This window comes from Hydrogenophaga sp. (genome assembly GCF_051858985.1).
In the GTDB taxonomy this organism is placed as follows: domain Bacteria; phylum Pseudomonadota; class Gammaproteobacteria; order Burkholderiales; family Burkholderiaceae_C; genus Hydrogenophaga.
The window spans coordinates 834,641-848,884 of sequence record NZ_JBHYGM010000003.1; the positions used below are offsets into that span (position 1 = coordinate 834,641).

The window sequence follows — 14,244 nt, forward strand, 5'->3', positions numbered from 1 at the left end:
GCAAGCGCAACGGGCGTTGAACATTCACTGACATCAGGAGCCAACATGTCCCATTCCTTCATTCGCACAGCCACCTCCACCGCCTGCGGCCTGGCACTCGTCCTTGCCAGCGGCCTGGCCTTTGCACAGGGCACGTCGCCCGGCGGCACCGGCACGGGCACCGGCACCGGCCCTTCAGGCACCACCGGCTCCGGCACCACCGGCCCGGGTACTGGCCCCGGCTCGACCGCGCAGCCGTCGACTTCGACCACCACGCCAGCGATGCCAGCGACCGGCACCGGCACCGGCTCCAGCACGACCACGCCGTCCACCGGTTCCACGATGACCACGCCTTCCACGGGATCGTCCACCATGCCGGCGGCAGGCAGCAACTCGACTGGCACGATGCGCGAGCCGCGCGCTGACCGCAATTAAGTTGTTGTGATCACGGGGCGGGGCTTCGGCCCCGCTTCGTCATTTCAGCAAGGTAGAGAGGTTGCGCGTTTCCGGCAGGATGTAGATGGAACCCTTGCCAGGCGCGAAATGCGCATCGATGACTTCGTTGTAGAAGCGCTCGGGCACATTGATGCAGCCATACGAGATCCGGTTGTCGCCAGGATCGCTGGTGGCCAGCCGTTCGAGCCGCCGCTCGCTCTTGTTGGCCGAGCGGACGCGGTGCAAAGACACCGCAGCGTCGTAGTCCACCCAGTAGATCGTTTCCCCACGCGCGTTCTTGCCCGGTTCCATGGCGAAGCGCCCGGCCGGCGTGGTGCGCTCGTTCGGCAGGATGGACGCGATCGGTTTCTCTCCAATCCCTGGCACGGAATCGTCGCCGCGGGCTGCGCCCAGCAGCACGGGCGTTGCGCCGGCCAGTCGCGCCTGGGCGTCAAACACCCACGCATGCGCCACGCGCTTGTCGAGCACGATGAAGGGCTGGCCGGCCATGTGTTGCTGGCTTTTCACCCACATCACGGTCTGCCTGGCCTCGTCCGAAAGCGGCACGGTGCCTTGCGCCGAGCCCAGGCCGCAGGTCGTGACCATGACGAGCCCGGCGGCCCATGCGATGCGTGCGTGCCTGGTCATGCGGTCTCTTCCATGGGTGCCGGTACCGCATTGCGCCGGCGGGCTCCGCGCGGCGCCTTGTGGGCAATGATGCGGTGCACCAGGTGCAGCTTTCGCACCGCGGGTTGGGACAGCACAAAGGGATAGATGTCCATCACCCCCATGCTGCGTGAAATCTCGTTGAGCGCCACCGTGAGTTTCATCCAGTGGTTGAGCCAGGCGAGGAAGCGTGAATTGGTGTGATCGTCGCCCGCGCCCGCTTCCAGCACGGAGAGGTCGAAAGGCTCGGCCGCCAGTTCGACCCGGTTGCCCCGGATGCCGAAGCCGCGCGCTGTTCCCAGGGTATCGCGCATGTGCAGGTAGTGCGCCCAGGTTTCGGCCCAGTCCTCCCAGGGATGGCAACTGGCGTAGGCGCTGACGTAGCGCGAACTCCAGTCGGCAGGTGCACCCTGGTTGTAGTGCGTCTGCAGCGCCAGCTGGTAGTCGGCGCGCTCGTCGCCGAACACGCGGCGGTAGTCGTCCAGCCAGGGGGAGTTCTCGACGAGCCGCTGCCAGAAGTAGTGCCCCGACTCGTGGCGCAGGTGCCCGAGCAGGGTGCGGTAGGGTTCGCGAAGCTGGGTTCGGCGCTGTTCGCGCGTGGCGTCGTCCGCTTCCTGCGCGTCCAGGGTGATGACGCCATCTTCGTGTCCCGTCATCACCGGAGGACCGCCGGGCAGGCTGACCAGGATGTCGAACGCCAGACCGCGTGCCGGGTCTTCTGCCTTCGGCACCAGCGGCAGCCGCAAGGCGAGCAGGGACGAGGCGAGGCGTCGCTTGGCCAGCTCGATGCGGCCCCACCATTCGGCGTGTTCAGGCGTGCCGAGATCGGGCAGCGTGCGCGTCAACCGGCAGCACAGGCACAGCTCGGGCGCCGGCTCATCGGCCGAGTCCACCGGAATCAACCAGTTGCATGAAGCGGCGGTGCCCAGGTTCACGCAGCGGCGGTACAGGCGTGCGCGCCCTTCGCCTTCCGCGCTGCGCCAGAGCTCTGGCTCTTCAACGGGCTCCAGCGCCAGGAGCTTGCCCCGAAGCGCGTCGTAGCCCAGGGGCTTCATGCAGGCGAGACAGACGCTGTTGCGGAAAAAGATGGGTTGTTGGCAGACGCAAGTGAAGGCGCGGTTCATGGGCGGGATTTTCCTCCGTTCGGGTGCTGGTTCGTGGATGCGGGGCTTCTGCTGGGCATGCGATGTGCCCGCCTGGCGACGGGATACCGCCTGCCAATGCGGTCGGGCATGTGGATTGCCAAGAGAGTCCGGGCCGCCAGGGGGCGACCGTTCAACCTACTCGGAGCAAAACCATGATCAATTTCCTCTTGTGGCTGGTGGCCGGTGGTGTGCTGGGATGGGTCGCCAGCGTGGTGATGCTCAACGACTCGCCACAGGGCACTTTCATGAACCTGATCGTGGGCGTCTGCGGCGCGGCGTTGGGAGGCTGGTTCCTTTCCCCCATGGTGGGCCTGGGCACGGTGAGTGAGACGGCATTCAGCATGGGTGGTCTGCTGGTCGCGATGGTCGGCGCGATCGTGCTGCTGTCGGTCTACAACGTGTTTCGCCCGGGCCCCGCGCGATGAGCCGGTTCAACCATGCACACGCGGCTGAGCCTCATGGGGCCGGTCGCCTGGCGTCCCTGGGCGCCCTGCTGGGCGGCTTGTTCAGCGAGTTGCCCGGGCTGGTCAGTGACCGGGTGGAGTTGTTGTCACTGGAATTGCAGCGGGCTGGCCTGGCCTTGCTGCACATCGCCTGCCTGGGCCTGGCGCTGACCGTGCTGGGCATGGCCGGGTGGCTCCTTGTGTGGGCCCTCGTTCTGGTCGGCCTGGTGGCTGCAGGCCTTTCATGGGCTGTTGCCCTGGCCGTCGCGCTGCTGGTGCACGTGTTGCTGGGTTGGTGGGCGGTGAACCGCATCCGTCGCCTGTTGCCCACCCTCGGCTTGCCGGCCACACGTCGACAGCTGACGTTCAGGGCGCCCACGCCACCCGATGAAGCCCTTGATGAAGACCGACATGTCCCCCAAACCGCACACTGATACTTCCCAAGCACAGCCACCGAGCGGCCTGCCGAGCGGCATGGACGCGCTGGCGCACGAGATTGCTCGCGTGGAGCGCCGCCTGATCGCCCGCGAACTCGGCCTGCAGCAGCGGGTGGAGGCCATCCGGCACACGGCCCGTTCCGCCATGCGGCCGAGGCGATCGATGGTGCCCTGGGCGGGCGCATTGATGGTCCTGTGGCCCTTGCTGCCGCGCTTCCTGCGTCCGCGCCTGAGCCCGGCTTCTGCCATCACGGTGTTCAGCATGGGCTTGCCCACGGTGAAGCGGCTGCTGACCAGCCACCCGGCCGGTCCGGCCACCGTGCCGGATCTGGACCTGGCTCGCTACATGGGTCAATGGAACGAGGTGGCTTGCCTGTCGCACCGCCACGCCGCCCCCGACCTGGTGCAGGCGACCACGCACTTTGCCATGGTCAATGCGGCCGGTGACGAGCCCAGCATCACCGTGCGCCACCATGTGCCAGTTCCCGGGGGCCGCGTGCGCGAGTCGCGCGGCGTGGCCCGGATCGTGCCGGGCAGCGGCGCTGCACGTTGGAAAGAGAGCTTTCTGCCCGCCTGGACGCGCTGGTGGCCCGGCGCCTGGGACGACCACTGGGTACTCCATGTGGATGCCGACTACACGGAAGCCGTGGTCGGCGACGCGGGCCGGCGACGGCTGCGGGTGTTGTCGCGGTATCCGGCGATGGAACCAGCGCGGTTGCAGGCCTTGCTGAATCTGGCCCATGCGCAGGGTTACGACGTTGCTCAAATGAGCCTCAGCGCCGCCCACGGACGCTGACTTTCGGCAGTATTTGCAGCAAGTTCTGCCCGTTGCGGCGTTTTGCCACGCTCCCGGTCGGTGAAAAGGTGCGCCGCACCTGTCCCTGCAAAGGCAGGCGACCCGCTTTTCCCTCTGAAGAGAGGGCAAGTGTGTGAATTTGTGTCCGCAGCTTCATGACGGCACGACCTGTGCATTGAAGAGCCGTTGAGGCGCCCGCGAGCCGCGGTCCGACCTCTTCAACGACACCGGAGGAGACCGTCATGATGCAGTTGGAAGCGCGCGCAGAACAGCGCCAGAACCAGACCCTTTCACCGCGTTTGCAGCACGCCGTGCGTTTGCTGCAGATGTCGTCGCTGGACTTCGGCACCGTGGTCCGCGATGTCCTGGGGCGCAACCCTTTCCTGGAAACCGAAGACGGCCTCGAGGACGGCATCGACGTAGCCCTGGACAGCGACGAAATGGACGAGCACAGGCACGACGGAGCCGAAGGCAACGACGGGGATGAGAGCGACGCCGACAGCATGGAACGCGATCACGAAGCCGATCGCGAGTTGTGGCTGGGTGATGGGTTCACGCCTTCGCGGTCATCGCACGATGGAGACGTCTCGGCCCTGGACTTCATGGTGGCTGAAACCTCGCTGAACGCTCACCTTCATGTGCAGCTCAGCACCATGCCCCTGTCACCGCGCGACCTGGCGCTGGCGCGGGCGGTGGTCGAATCGCTCGACGACGACGGCTATCTGCGCACGCCGCTGGATGAGCTGCTCGACTGGGCCGGCCTGGAGCCTGCGGCTTCACTGGATGAAATGCAGATTGCCCTGGCGCTCGTGCAGTCGCTCGAGCCCGCCGGCGTCGGCGCGCGCGATGTGGCCGAATGCCTGACCCTTCAACTGGCGAGCATTGCCTGCCCGCTGCAACGCGCGATGGCCGGCACGATCGTGTCCGACCACCTCGACAGCCTGGCCGCGCGCGACATTCCCGCGCTGTCGCGCTCGCTGGGCGCATCGGTGAGCGATGTGGAGGCCGTGTGCGACCGGATCCGCCGGCTCGACCCTCGACCCGGCTGGCGTCTTTCGCCTTCGCGGGTGAGCTACATCGTGCCGGACATCATCGTGAAGAAGGAGCGGGGCGCCTGGAGCGCCAGGCTCAATGCCACCGTGGTTCCCAAGGTGCGCATCAACGAGGACTACGCGCGGTTGTTCCAGCAGCATCGCTGCGCCGAACACGCCGAGATGGGTGCCCATCTTCAGGAAGCGCGCTGGACCATGCGCAATGTCGAGCAGCGTTTCTCCACCATCCTGGAGGTGGCCCAGGCCATCGTGCGGCGCCAGCGCCACTTTTTTGAGTACGGCGCCATGGCCATGAAGCCGCTGGGCCTCAAGGAGATTGCCGACGAGGTGGGCGTGCACGAGTCGACCGTCTCGCGCGTCACCAACAACAAGTACATGGCCACACCCAGCGGCGTGTACGAACTCAAGCACTTCTTTTCACGGGCCATGGTCAGTGCCAATGGCAAGGCCTGCTCCGGCACCGCCATCCGCGGGCTGATCCAGGACATCATCGAAGCCGAGTCGGCGGACAAGCCTTTGTCCGACGCACAGATCACACGGCAGCTCGCCCAGCAGGGCCTGACCGTGGCACGGCGCACGGTGACCAAGTACCGTCAGATGCTGCGCATCGAGGCAGTGGACCGCCGCCGTCGGCACGACTGAAGCGTCTCAGCGCAAGTCTCCAGGCCGCGAGGCCTGGAACTCGTCGTAGGAATCGCTGATGAGCCGCACCAGGTCCTGCGGCTCGACCGGTTTGAGCAGGTGGTGGTCAAAGCCAGCGGCATCGGCCGCTTCCCGGTCGGACGCCTGTCCCCAACCCGTGATGGCGATCAGGTGGATGCCTTGTGTGGTCAAGCCCGCGCGAAGCTGCCGGGCTACCTCATAGCCGTCGAGTTTGGGCATGCCGATGTCGAGCAGCGCGATGTCGGGGAGGTTCTCGCGGGCCCGCTCGACAGCGGCTGCGCCGTCGTGAACCACATCGACACTGTGGCCGCTCGACGTCAGGATTTCGGCAAAGCTTTCCGTCAGGTCGACGTTGTCGTCGGCGATCAGGATGTGCAATGGCCGCAGCGCCGGCGCACGTTCGCCAGGCGGCGCGCTGACCACCGATGGGGGGCGGCTGGCCTCTCGCTCCAGCAGGGGCAGGCTCACCGTGAAACACGAGCCCTGGTTGAGCCCCCCGCTGCTCATGGTGAGCACACCGTTGTGCAACTGGATGATCTGGCGGGCCAGCGTGAGGCCCACGCCCAGTCCCGCGTTGCCGCGTTGCAGGGTCTTGTCGGCCTGCTCGAACAGGTCGAAGATGCGCTCCTGCATTTCCGGCTCGACGCCGATCCCGGTGTCGGCAATGGACACCTCCACCCAGGAACCCTGTTCGGTGAGTGCAACGTCCACTCGCCCATCACGCAGCGTGTAGCGGCAGGCGTTGCTCAGCAGGTTGGAGAACACCTGCGTGAGGCGAATGGCATCGCCATGCACGTGCAGGGCTCTTGAGGGCACATTCAGGGTGAGCTTCAGACCCTGCTGCGTCGCCAGGGGCTGTGCACCTTCCACAATGGTCTTGAGCAGATCGCCCATGTCCACGGGTGCGTTGTCGAGCGACAGTTTGCCCGTGGTCACGCGAGAGGCATCCAGCAGGTCGTTGACGAGCCGCACGATGTGACGCAACTGGCGTTCGAGCACCACCAGCGCCTTGTCCCGCGTCTGCGCCGAAGCCTCCGGCATCTGCAGCAGTGCCACCGCACTCGTCATGGGCGAGAGCGGATTGCGCAATTCGTGCGCCAGCGTGGCCAGGAACTCGTCCTTCTGGCGGTCGGCGTGTCGCAGTTCCTGCTCGACGCCCTGTCGGGTGACCATCTCGCGTTCGAGCTCGTTGGTGCGGGTCTCGCATTCCGACAACATGCGGTTGAACGCTTCCACCAGCAGGCCCACGTCCTGGTAGTCCGTGGCCGGGGCACGCAACGACCAGTTGTGACTGTCGATCACGTCGCGGGCAACGTCGGTCATCTTCTCCAGCGGAGCGGTGATGCGGCGCTGCAGGTGCACGAACAGGTAGAACGCAGCCGTCAGGCTGATGGCACCGACCGCCAGAACAATTAGGGCAAACACCGCCAGGCGGTGCCACACGTCGTGCTCCGCCTTGAGGTAGAGCATGCCCAGGCGTTCGCCGTTGCGTTCGATGGCTTGCGTCATCTCCAGCGTCGAGCCGCTGTAACGCGGTCCCCAGGTCTCGGCGTTCAGTGGCACCCGCGCGAGCAGGGGGCCGCCCGCCGGGGTGTAGGACGCGATCAGGGTGCCGTCGAGCCCATAGACCGCCGCGGACTGGATGCGCGGCTGCTTCTGCAGCAACGAGAGGTTGTCGCGCGCCACCCTGGCATCCCGGAACTCCACCGCAGCGGCCGTTGAGCGCGCGATCAGGTCGGCCTGCGCCCGAAGATTGGCCACGCCGGCGCTGCGGTAGACCGATAGCTCGTAGGTGATGAGGGCGCCCGCGCTGAGCACGATGGCGAACAGCGTGGTGAACATGGCGGCCCGCGTGAGCTGCTGACGCAGCGACGTGGGTCTCATGGCTGGTGCCCGACGACGCGTTCAGCCACCTCGAGCAAGCGCGCGCTGAGCTTGACGCCGACTTGGGCGGCGGCCGGAACGGAGGCTTCGAACCGTGTGCGCTGGTCGACCTGGATCAAGCCCAGCGTGGCGCCCCGCGCCACGCCGTCGGGCGCATTGGTGGCCAGCACGACGTCATGTGTTCTGGACGCGGCGACCCACTCCGACAGGCGATCCCAGGCTTCCCGGCCGATGTAGGCCAGATGGGCGCCGTCGATCTGTTCGGGCCGCTGCAACGGGCGAACCTGCACGGGACGTCCCTGCACGACCTTGCCAGCGACGGCACGCGACAGCAGCTCCAGCGTCTGCTCTGCGCCGGCAATGCCCACCACGATGGCGGAAGCCGGCAAGGCAAAAGCGCCTGCAGGCCACTCGATGTAGCCGATGAACCGTTGCAAATGAAGTGCCTCCTGCTCCTCGACGAGGAGATCCCCCGCACGGGCCGGCTGCGTGGCCAATGCCATCGCGCTCAGGGCCAGGAGAAGGGATCCGACCCACCGCCGCGCGGGTCGGGCAAGAGAGGGCAAACGCCGTGCCAGCCACATGTTCAATGTCTCCCGGGTCGAGTGGTCGTTCAAGGATGTAGACCAAAAGCATGCCAGCGGACTGGTCCGGGCCGCTGCGGGCCCGAGGTGAAGAGGAGGAACGGGGACAAGCGGGCACTTTAGCAGCCATATCGGCCGCTTTCTGTAGGAACTGTCCGGCACAATTTGTGCGTTCGACATTCCTCCACTCCAACCACGAGCGCGCATGGCCGAAGCTGTTTCCGCCACCCCGCCGACCCCGGCAGGTGCCCAGATATCCATGCTGCCCGATGCCGCCCTGCCTTTCGAGGCCCTGTTCATGGCCTCGCCGATTGCGGCATCGGTTTCCCGCTTGAGCGACGGCCGCCTGCTGGCCGTCAACGATGCGTGGGAGGCGCTCACCGGGACGCCCCGTGAAGCTGCCCTGGGTCGCACGACCGTGGAAATCGGCCATTGGCCCAGCGTGGACGAGCGCGATCGCTACGTGAGTCAACTTCCTGAAGCCCGTCCGCTGCACTTTCTGCGCCTTCGCGATGGTGTGAAGCACCGGGTTCGACTGCACACCACGGTGCTGGCGGGCGAGCCGGAGCCGCTGGCGCTCGTCTACCTCACCGAGGCCACGCGCGAGTTCGAGGCGGAGGAAGCCCGTGCCCAGAGCGAAGCGGCACTGCGCCAGGCCAACGTGAAGTTGCAGCAGCAGGTCGAGTTGCATGCGGTGATCGAAAAGATGGCGGGGGTGGGGCACTGGACCAATGCCGAGAACGAGGACGAAGTGGTCTGGTCGCTGGGCCTGTACGGCATGGCCGGGCTGGAGCCGAAAGACCGTATCCGCCGCCAGGACGGCCGGGGCGGGATCCACCCGGACGACAAGCCCGCCTGGCTGGCCGCGCGCCAGGCGATGGACGGGCGCGAAGTGGAGTTCCGATGGACACGGCCCGATGGTCAATTGCGCTGGTTCCGTACCCGCATCGGCCAGACCACCGTGGCGGGCAACCCGCAAACCGACTTCGGCGTGGTGCAGGACATCACCGCCGAGCGCGAGGCCACCCTGCGCCTGGCCGAGCAGCTCAAGCTGCTGCAGAACATCGCGGCCCGGGTGCCCGGCATGATGTACCAGGCCCGTCTGCTGCGCGACGGCCGCAGTGTCATCACCTACGTGAACGACGCTGCGCGCGACATGCTGGAAGTGGAGCCCCAGGCCCTGCAGAGCGACGCGCGCATCCTCTTCGATCGGGTGCACCCGGACGACCGGCCTGCCGTCATTGAATCGCTGCAAGTGTCGGCGCGCCAGCTCAGCACCTGGCGGCAAACGTACCGCGTGCACCTGCCCAGTGGCATCACCCGCTGGTACAGCGTGGAATCCGTGCCGCAGGCCGAACCCGACGGAGCGGTCATCTGGCACGGCTTTACCACCGACGTGACCCAGGCGCGCCTGGGCGCTCAGAAGCTCGAACGCCAGCACCGCATGCTCGAGGCGGTGCGCCTGGCGCAGGCGGTCTACATCGAGGCCGATGACAAGCGGCGTGCCTTTGAAGGCCTGCTTGCGGCTTTCCTGAGCGTGACCGGCAGCACCTACGGCTTCGTGGGCGAGGTGCTTTACGACGGGCACGACAAGCCCTACCTGCGCACACACGCCATCACGAACATCGCATGGGACGAAGCGTCGCGTCGCATGTACGAATCCCAGATGGACGCCGGCATGGCGTTTCGCAACCTGCGGTCGCTGTTTGGCCACGCCCTGGTCACCGGCGAACCGGTGATTGCCAACGATCCCCGCCACGACGCGCGCGCTGCGGGGCTGCCTGAAGGCCACCCGGCCATGGACGCTTTCCTGGGCATTCCGCTTGCGGTGGGCGACCGACTGGTCGCCATGGTGGGTCTGGCCAACCAGCCCGACGGCTACACGCGAGAGGACATTGATTTCCTGCAACCCCTGCTGGGCGCTGTGCGCCAGCTTGTGCTGGCCTGGCGCGGGCACGCGGAGCGCCGTCGCACCCGCCAGGACCTGGAGGCCACCAGCCGGCTGCTGGCCGAAAAAAGCGCCGCGCTTCAAGCCACGCTCGACAGCATCAGCCAGGGCCTGACCAAGGTGGACGCCAGCGGCCGCATCCTGATCTACAACCAGCGCGTGCTCGAGTTGCTGGACCTGCCCGAGGAATTGCTGCGCGGGCGGCCGTCCAACGAAGACATCGTGAAGTTCCAGCGGGAGCGCGGTGACTTTGGTGACGGCATGCGGCTGGTCGAGCCAGAGGCGCACAGCTACCTGGCCCAGCCCGGCGGGGTGGAGTCGCCCGGGCAGTACTGGCGCAAGACGCACCAGGGTCGAACGCTCGACATCCGCTCGCGTCCTTTGCCCGACGGCGGGCTGGTGCGCACCTTCACCGACGTGAGTTCCTATTTCGAGGCGCAGGAAGCCCTGCGCGAGCAGCGTCAGCGGCTGGCCTGGGTGCTGGACGCCACGCGCCCCGGCATCTGGGAGACCAACCTGGCGGAGAACACCCTGACGGTCAACGAACGCTGGGCCGACATGCTGGGCTACACGCTGAGCGAGCTGCAGCCCATCCGGTACGAGACCTGGGAAGCGCTGGTCCACCCGGAGGATCTGCGTCGGGCGGACGCGATTCGTGACCGGCACCTGCGGGGAAGTCTGCCTTTCTATGAATGCGACATCCGCATGCGCCACAAGCTCGGCCACTGGGTGTGGATCAACACGCGAGGCCGCGTGCACCAGCGCGATGACCAGGACCGCGCGCTGTTCATGTCCGGCACGCACATCGACATTTCCGAACGCGTGGCCGCGCAGGAGCAGGTGCGCGCGCTCAACGCGAGCCTGGAGCAGCGGGTGAGCGAACGCACGGCCGAGCTGGAGCGATCGATGCGCGACATGGAGGCCATCTCGTATTCGATTGCGCACGACCTGCGCGCGCCGCTGCGCTCGGTCAATGGCTTTGCTGCCATCGTGCGAGAGGAAGAGGCGGAGCGGCTGAGCGCGAGCGGGCGCGAGATGTTCGAGCGCATCGTCCGTTCCGCGCGCAACATGGGACAGATGCTCACCGACATGCTCGAACTCCTGCGTGTGGTGCGCGTGGAGCTGGACGCTGTGCCGGTGGACATGCGGGAACTGGCGCATTCCGTGGCCGACGCCTTGTCGTCCCCAATGCCTCACGCCCGCATCGATGTGGGCGTGCTGCCGCACGCGCTGGGCGATGCGACATTGCTGCGCCAGGTGTTCTCCAACCTGATGGACAACGCACTGAAATATTCGCGCCACCAGCCGATCCCGCATGTGGTCGCGGGCTTCGATGCCAACCAGCGGGCATATGTCGTGCGGGACAACGGCATGGGCTTCGACATGGCGCATGCCGAGAAACTCTTCGGCCTGTTCCAGCGCCTGCACCCGGGCAGCGACGTGCCCGGCATGGGCGTGGGGCTGGCGATCGTGGCGCGCATCATTGAGCGGCACGGCGGCCGCATCTGGGCCGAGTCGGCACCCGGCAAGGGCGCCACCTTCTTCTTTCGTCTGCCTCAGGCCTGAGGCTCGACGTCGCCTTCGGCAGGGTCGCTGGCGGCAGCTTCGCGCGCGGCGTCCTTGCGGGCCTGGCGCACCGCGGCCTTGTCACCCGCACTCGCGAACTTGCTGTACTTGCCCGTCAGGCCAACCAGCTGGCCATAGATCTTGGGGTTGGCGGCCAGGCATTCCTTCTGCTCCAGGAAATCGGATTCACCGGTGAAGTTGCCCACCAGGCCGCCAGCCTCGGTCACCAGCAGGGCGCCCGCAGCCACGTCCCAGGGAGAGAGTCCCATTTCGAAGAAGCCGTCGGTGAAACCTGCCGCCACATAGGCCAGGTCGAGTGCGGCCGAACCGGGGCGGCGCAGGCCGGCCACGCGGGGCATCACGTCGCCGAACATCTGCAGGTAGGTCTGGAAGGAGTCGCCCGGGCGGAAGGGAAAGCCGGTGGAGAGCAGGCAGTCGCGCAGCGTGGTGCGCTTGGCCACGCGGACGCGGCGGTCGTTCATGTAGGCGCCGCGCCCGCGCGTGGCGCAGAAGAGGTCGTTGCGCGAAGGGTCGTAGACCACGGCCTGTTCGATCCGGTTGCCCACCATGAGCGCGATGCTCACGCAGTAGACCGGGAAGCCGTGAATGAAGTTGGTGGTGCCGTCCAGCGGGTCGATGATCCAGACATGGTCTGCGCCGCCGTGCTTGCCGGGGCGTTTGCCCGATTCCTCGGCCCAGATGGCGTGGTCGGGGTAGGCGGTGAGCAGCGTGTCGATGATGGCGGCTTCGGCGGCCTGGTCGACCTCGGTCACGAAATCGTTGGTCTGCTTGACGGAGACCCGGACCGACTCCACGTCCAGCGCGGCGCGGTTGATGAGGGTGCCAGCGGTGCGTGCGGCCTTGATGGCCACGTTGAGCATGGGATGGAGTGTGGACGACATGAATTGTGTACCTCGGCGCGCCGCCAGAGCGGGCGCAACAGGGGATGAGCAGGAGGGTGGGCCCGGCGATGCGGGCGGCGACAATAGCCGGGATTTTACCGTTACAGGCCCCTGACGCATGCGCACCCGATTTGTCCTCATCCAGACCAGCCATGCCGGCAACGTGGGCGGCGTGGCCCGCGCCATGAAGGTGATGGGCTTCGACGACCTCGTGCTGGTGCAGCCACGCTGGGCCAACGTGCTGCGCCGAGAGGAGACCATCCAGCGCGCGAGCGGCGCCAACGACGTGCTGGCCAGGGCGCGCATCGTCGACACGCTGGACGAGGCGCTGGATGGCATGAGCCACCTCTGCGCCACGGCCATGACCCCGCGCGACTTCGGTCCACCCACCCGGTCGCCGCGTGAGCACTTCACCGGTCTGCTCGGCGCAAACGAGCCTCCCGATGGCGTGGCGTTCCTGTTCGGCTCCGAGCGCTTCGGCATGCGCAACGAAGATGTCTACCGCTGTCACGCGGCGCTCTCCATTCCTACCGCCCCTGACTTTGGCTCGCTCAACCTGGCGGCGGCGGTGCAACTGATTGCCTACGACTGGCGTCAGGCACTGGGGGGATTCGATGCACCGGTGACCGTGCCCGAGCGCGCGCAGGCCGATGCCAAGGCACTCGCCGGCATGCTGGAACATCTGGAACAGGCCCTGGTGGCCGTGGATTTCCTCGACCCCGCCGCACCCAGGAAGCTCATGCCGCGGCTGAACCAGCTTTTCAACCGCGCCGCACCGAGCGACGAGGAAATCCACATTCTTCGAGGTGTTGCCAAGGCCATGCTGCAAGCCGCCGCGCGCGCCAAGGGCTAGACTCTGCGCCATGTTCGCCCGCCTCCGATCCGACATTCAGTGCATCCTCGACCGCGACCCCGCTGCACGCGGAACGTGGGAGGTGATCACCTGCTATCCCGGGTTGCACGCGGTCTGGCTGCACCGGCCGGCGCACTGGTGCTGGACGCATGGCTTCAAGTGGGCGGGGCGTTTCATCTCGCACCTTTCGCGCTGGTTCACCGGCATCGAGATCCATCCCGGCGCCAAGCTGGGTGAGCGCGTGTTCTTCGACCACGCCATGGGCGTGGTGGTGGGTGAAACGGCCGAGATCGGTGACGGATGCACCATCTACCAGGGCGTCACACTGGGCGGCACCTCACTCTACAAAGGCACCAAGCGCCACCCGACGCTGGGCCGGGACGTGGTGGTGAGTGCCGGCGCCAAGGTGCTCGGCGGCTTCCTGGTGGGCGACGGCGCCAAGATCGGCAGCAACGCGGTGGTGATCAAGCCGGTTCCCGCTGGTGCCACGGCGGTGGGCATTCCGGCGCGCATCATCCACAGCAAGACCGGCGAGAGCGCCGACGTGACCGAGCAGGGCCAGAAGTTCCAGGCCTATGGCATCACGCAGGAAGACGACCCGCTGTCGCAGGCCATGCGCGGCCTGATCGACAGCACCGCCAGCCAGGAACACCAGATTGCGCTGCTGTGGCAGGCGATCGAAAAACTGGCGGAGGCGAGAGACGGCGATTGCGTCCCAAGCGATGCGGCGCGCGAAGAGTGCTTTGAAGCCGAAAAACTGAATCAACTCGTCGGCAAGTAGTCCCAGCCTGTTTCACGCGCTGGGCTGAACACGTCCCCGTTCGGGCTGAGCTTGTCGAAGCCTTCACACGATGCAACGCACGAGCCCTTCGACAGGCTCAGGGCGAACAG

13 protein-coding genes are annotated in these 14,244 nt (G+C 66.8%); 8 read left to right on the forward strand and 5 right to left on the reverse strand.

The features are described 5' to 3' along the window. The first annotated feature begins 45 nt into the window (after positions 1 to 45). The gene (locus ACTIEY_RS16460) at positions 46 to 414 is read left to right on the forward strand and encodes a hypothetical protein (protein WP_439520205.1); all 369 of its coding nucleotides are present in this window, start codon (positions 46 to 48) and stop codon (positions 412 to 414) included. A 39-nt stretch (positions 415 to 453) separates the two neighbouring features. Here the strand turns inward: ACTIEY_RS16460 and ACTIEY_RS16465 are convergent, their stop codons facing one another. Both ACTIEY_RS16465 and ACTIEY_RS16470 read right to left on the reverse strand, forming a co-directional pair. Further along, positions 454 to 1,062, reverse strand: a complete 609-nt coding sequence (locus ACTIEY_RS16465; protein ID WP_439520206.1) for a L,D-transpeptidase — start codon at positions 1,060 to 1,062, stop codon at positions 454 to 456. Next, positions 1,059 to 2,204, reverse strand: a complete 1,146-nt coding sequence (locus ACTIEY_RS16470) for a zinc-binding metallopeptidase family protein (RefSeq protein ID WP_439520207.1) — start codon at positions 2,202 to 2,204, stop codon at positions 1,059 to 1,061. Before ACTIEY_RS16470 ends, ACTIEY_RS16465 begins: the two co-directional genes overlap by 4 nt. Positions 2,205 to 2,377: 173 nt before the next feature. Between ACTIEY_RS16470 and ACTIEY_RS16475 the strand changes: the two genes are divergently transcribed. The 4 genes from ACTIEY_RS16475 (at position 2,378) to rpoN (ending at position 5,595) form a co-directional block, all read left to right on the forward strand. Continuing rightward, the gene (locus tag ACTIEY_RS16475) at positions 2,378 to 2,650 is read left to right on the forward strand and encodes a GlsB/YeaQ/YmgE family stress response membrane protein (RefSeq protein WP_439520208.1); all 273 of its coding nucleotides are present in this window, start codon (positions 2,378 to 2,380) and stop codon (positions 2,648 to 2,650) included. Then, positions 2,647 to 3,102 (forward strand): phage holin family protein, encoded by a 456-nt coding sequence (locus tag ACTIEY_RS16480; RefSeq protein ID WP_439520209.1) that lies wholly within the window; start codon positions 2,647 to 2,649, stop codon positions 3,100 to 3,102. Before ACTIEY_RS16475 ends, ACTIEY_RS16480 begins: the two co-directional genes overlap by 4 nt. Continuing rightward, entirely contained in the window at positions 3,080 to 3,901 is an 822-nt protein-coding gene (locus ACTIEY_RS16485; RefSeq protein ID WP_439520210.1) for a lipocalin family protein, read from the forward strand. Before ACTIEY_RS16480 ends, ACTIEY_RS16485 begins: the two co-directional genes overlap by 23 nt. A gap of 242 nt (positions 3,902 to 4,143) precedes the next feature. Further along, positions 4,144 to 5,595, forward strand: coding sequence for an RNA polymerase factor sigma-54 (rpoN, locus tag ACTIEY_RS16490; RefSeq protein WP_439520211.1), 1,452 nt, complete (start codon positions 4,144 to 4,146; stop codon positions 5,593 to 5,595). A gap of 6 nt (positions 5,596 to 5,601) precedes the next feature. Here rpoN and ACTIEY_RS16495 read toward each other — a convergent pair whose 3' ends face one another. Then, positions 5,602 to 7,500: an ATP-binding protein gene (locus ACTIEY_RS16495; protein ID WP_439520212.1), complete on the reverse strand. Its 1,899-nt coding sequence runs from the start codon at positions 7,498 to 7,500 to the stop codon at positions 5,602 to 5,604. Next, positions 7,497 to 8,003, reverse strand: a complete 507-nt coding sequence (locus tag ACTIEY_RS16500) for a YfiR family protein (RefSeq protein ID WP_439520213.1) — start codon at positions 8,001 to 8,003, stop codon at positions 7,497 to 7,499. The genes ACTIEY_RS16495 and ACTIEY_RS16500 overlap by 4 nt, the downstream gene beginning before the upstream one ends. Positions 8,004 to 8,289: 286 nt before the next feature. On the opposite strand from ACTIEY_RS16500, the gene ACTIEY_RS16505 reads away from it, so the two are divergent. Then, a complete protein-coding gene (locus tag ACTIEY_RS16505; RefSeq protein WP_439520214.1) occupies positions 8,290 to 11,598 on the forward strand; it encodes a PAS domain-containing protein in 3,309 nt (1,102 codons plus the stop codon). Here ACTIEY_RS16505 and ACTIEY_RS16510 read toward each other — a convergent pair. Next, positions 11,589 to 12,500 carry an inositol monophosphatase family protein gene (locus ACTIEY_RS16510; RefSeq protein ID WP_439520215.1) on the reverse strand — a complete coding sequence of 304 codons (912 nt, stop codon included), beginning with the start codon at positions 12,498 to 12,500 and terminating at the stop codon, positions 11,589 to 11,591. The two genes, ACTIEY_RS16505 and ACTIEY_RS16510, sit on opposite strands and share 10 nt — an antisense overlap. A 118-nt stretch (positions 12,501 to 12,618) precedes the next feature. Between ACTIEY_RS16510 and ACTIEY_RS16515 the strand changes: the two genes are divergently transcribed. Together ACTIEY_RS16515 and cysE are read left to right on the forward strand one after the other, a co-directional pair. After that, positions 12,619 to 13,353, forward strand: coding sequence for an RNA methyltransferase (locus tag ACTIEY_RS16515; RefSeq protein WP_439520216.1), 735 nt, complete (start codon positions 12,619 to 12,621; stop codon positions 13,351 to 13,353). A 10-nt stretch (positions 13,354 to 13,363) separates the two neighbouring features. Further along, the gene (gene cysE / locus ACTIEY_RS16520) at positions 13,364 to 14,134 is read left to right on the forward strand and encodes a serine O-acetyltransferase (protein WP_439520217.1); all 771 of its coding nucleotides are present in this window, start codon (positions 13,364 to 13,366) and stop codon (positions 14,132 to 14,134) included. The last annotated feature ends 110 nt before the right edge of the window (positions 14,135 to 14,244 follow it).

Coding starts and splice junctions, on each gene's coding strand:
- ACTIEY_RS16485 (WP_439520210.1), top strand. CDS start 3,080: ATGTCCCCCAAACCGCACACTGATACTTCCCAAGCACAGCCACCGAGC.
- ACTIEY_RS16500 (WP_439520213.1), bottom strand. CDS start 8,003: ATGGCATTGGCCACGCAGCCGGCCCGTGCGGGGGATCTCCTCGTCGAG.
- ACTIEY_RS16465 (WP_439520206.1), bottom strand. CDS start 1,062: ATGACCAGGCACGCACGCATCGCATGGGCCGCCGGGCTCGTCATGGTC.
- rpoN (WP_439520211.1), top strand. CDS start 4,144: ATGATGCAGTTGGAAGCGCGCGCAGAACAGCGCCAGAACCAGACCCTT.
- ACTIEY_RS16505 (WP_439520214.1), top strand. CDS start 8,290: ATGGCCGAAGCTGTTTCCGCCACCCCGCCGACCCCGGCAGGTGCCCAG.
- ACTIEY_RS16515 (WP_439520216.1), top strand. CDS start 12,619: ATGCGCACCCGATTTGTCCTCATCCAGACCAGCCATGCCGGCAACGTG.
- ACTIEY_RS16510 (WP_439520215.1), bottom strand. CDS start 12,500: ATGTCGTCCACACTCCATCCCATGCTCAACGTGGCCATCAAGGCCGCA.
- ACTIEY_RS16475 (WP_439520208.1), top strand. CDS start 2,378: ATGATCAATTTCCTCTTGTGGCTGGTGGCCGGTGGTGTGCTGGGATGG.
- ACTIEY_RS16480 (WP_439520209.1), top strand. CDS start 2,647: ATGAGCCGGTTCAACCATGCACACGCGGCTGAGCCTCATGGGGCCGGT.
- cysE (WP_439520217.1), top strand. CDS start 13,364: ATGTTCGCCCGCCTCCGATCCGACATTCAGTGCATCCTCGACCGCGAC.
- ACTIEY_RS16470 (WP_439520207.1), bottom strand. CDS start 2,204: ATGAACCGCGCCTTCACTTGCGTCTGCCAACAACCCATCTTTTTCCGC.
- ACTIEY_RS16460 (WP_439520205.1), top strand. CDS start 46: ATGTCCCATTCCTTCATTCGCACAGCCACCTCCACCGCCTGCGGCCTG.
- ACTIEY_RS16495 (WP_439520212.1), bottom strand. CDS start 7,500: ATGAGACCCACGTCGCTGCGTCAGCAGCTCACGCGGGCCGCCATGTTC.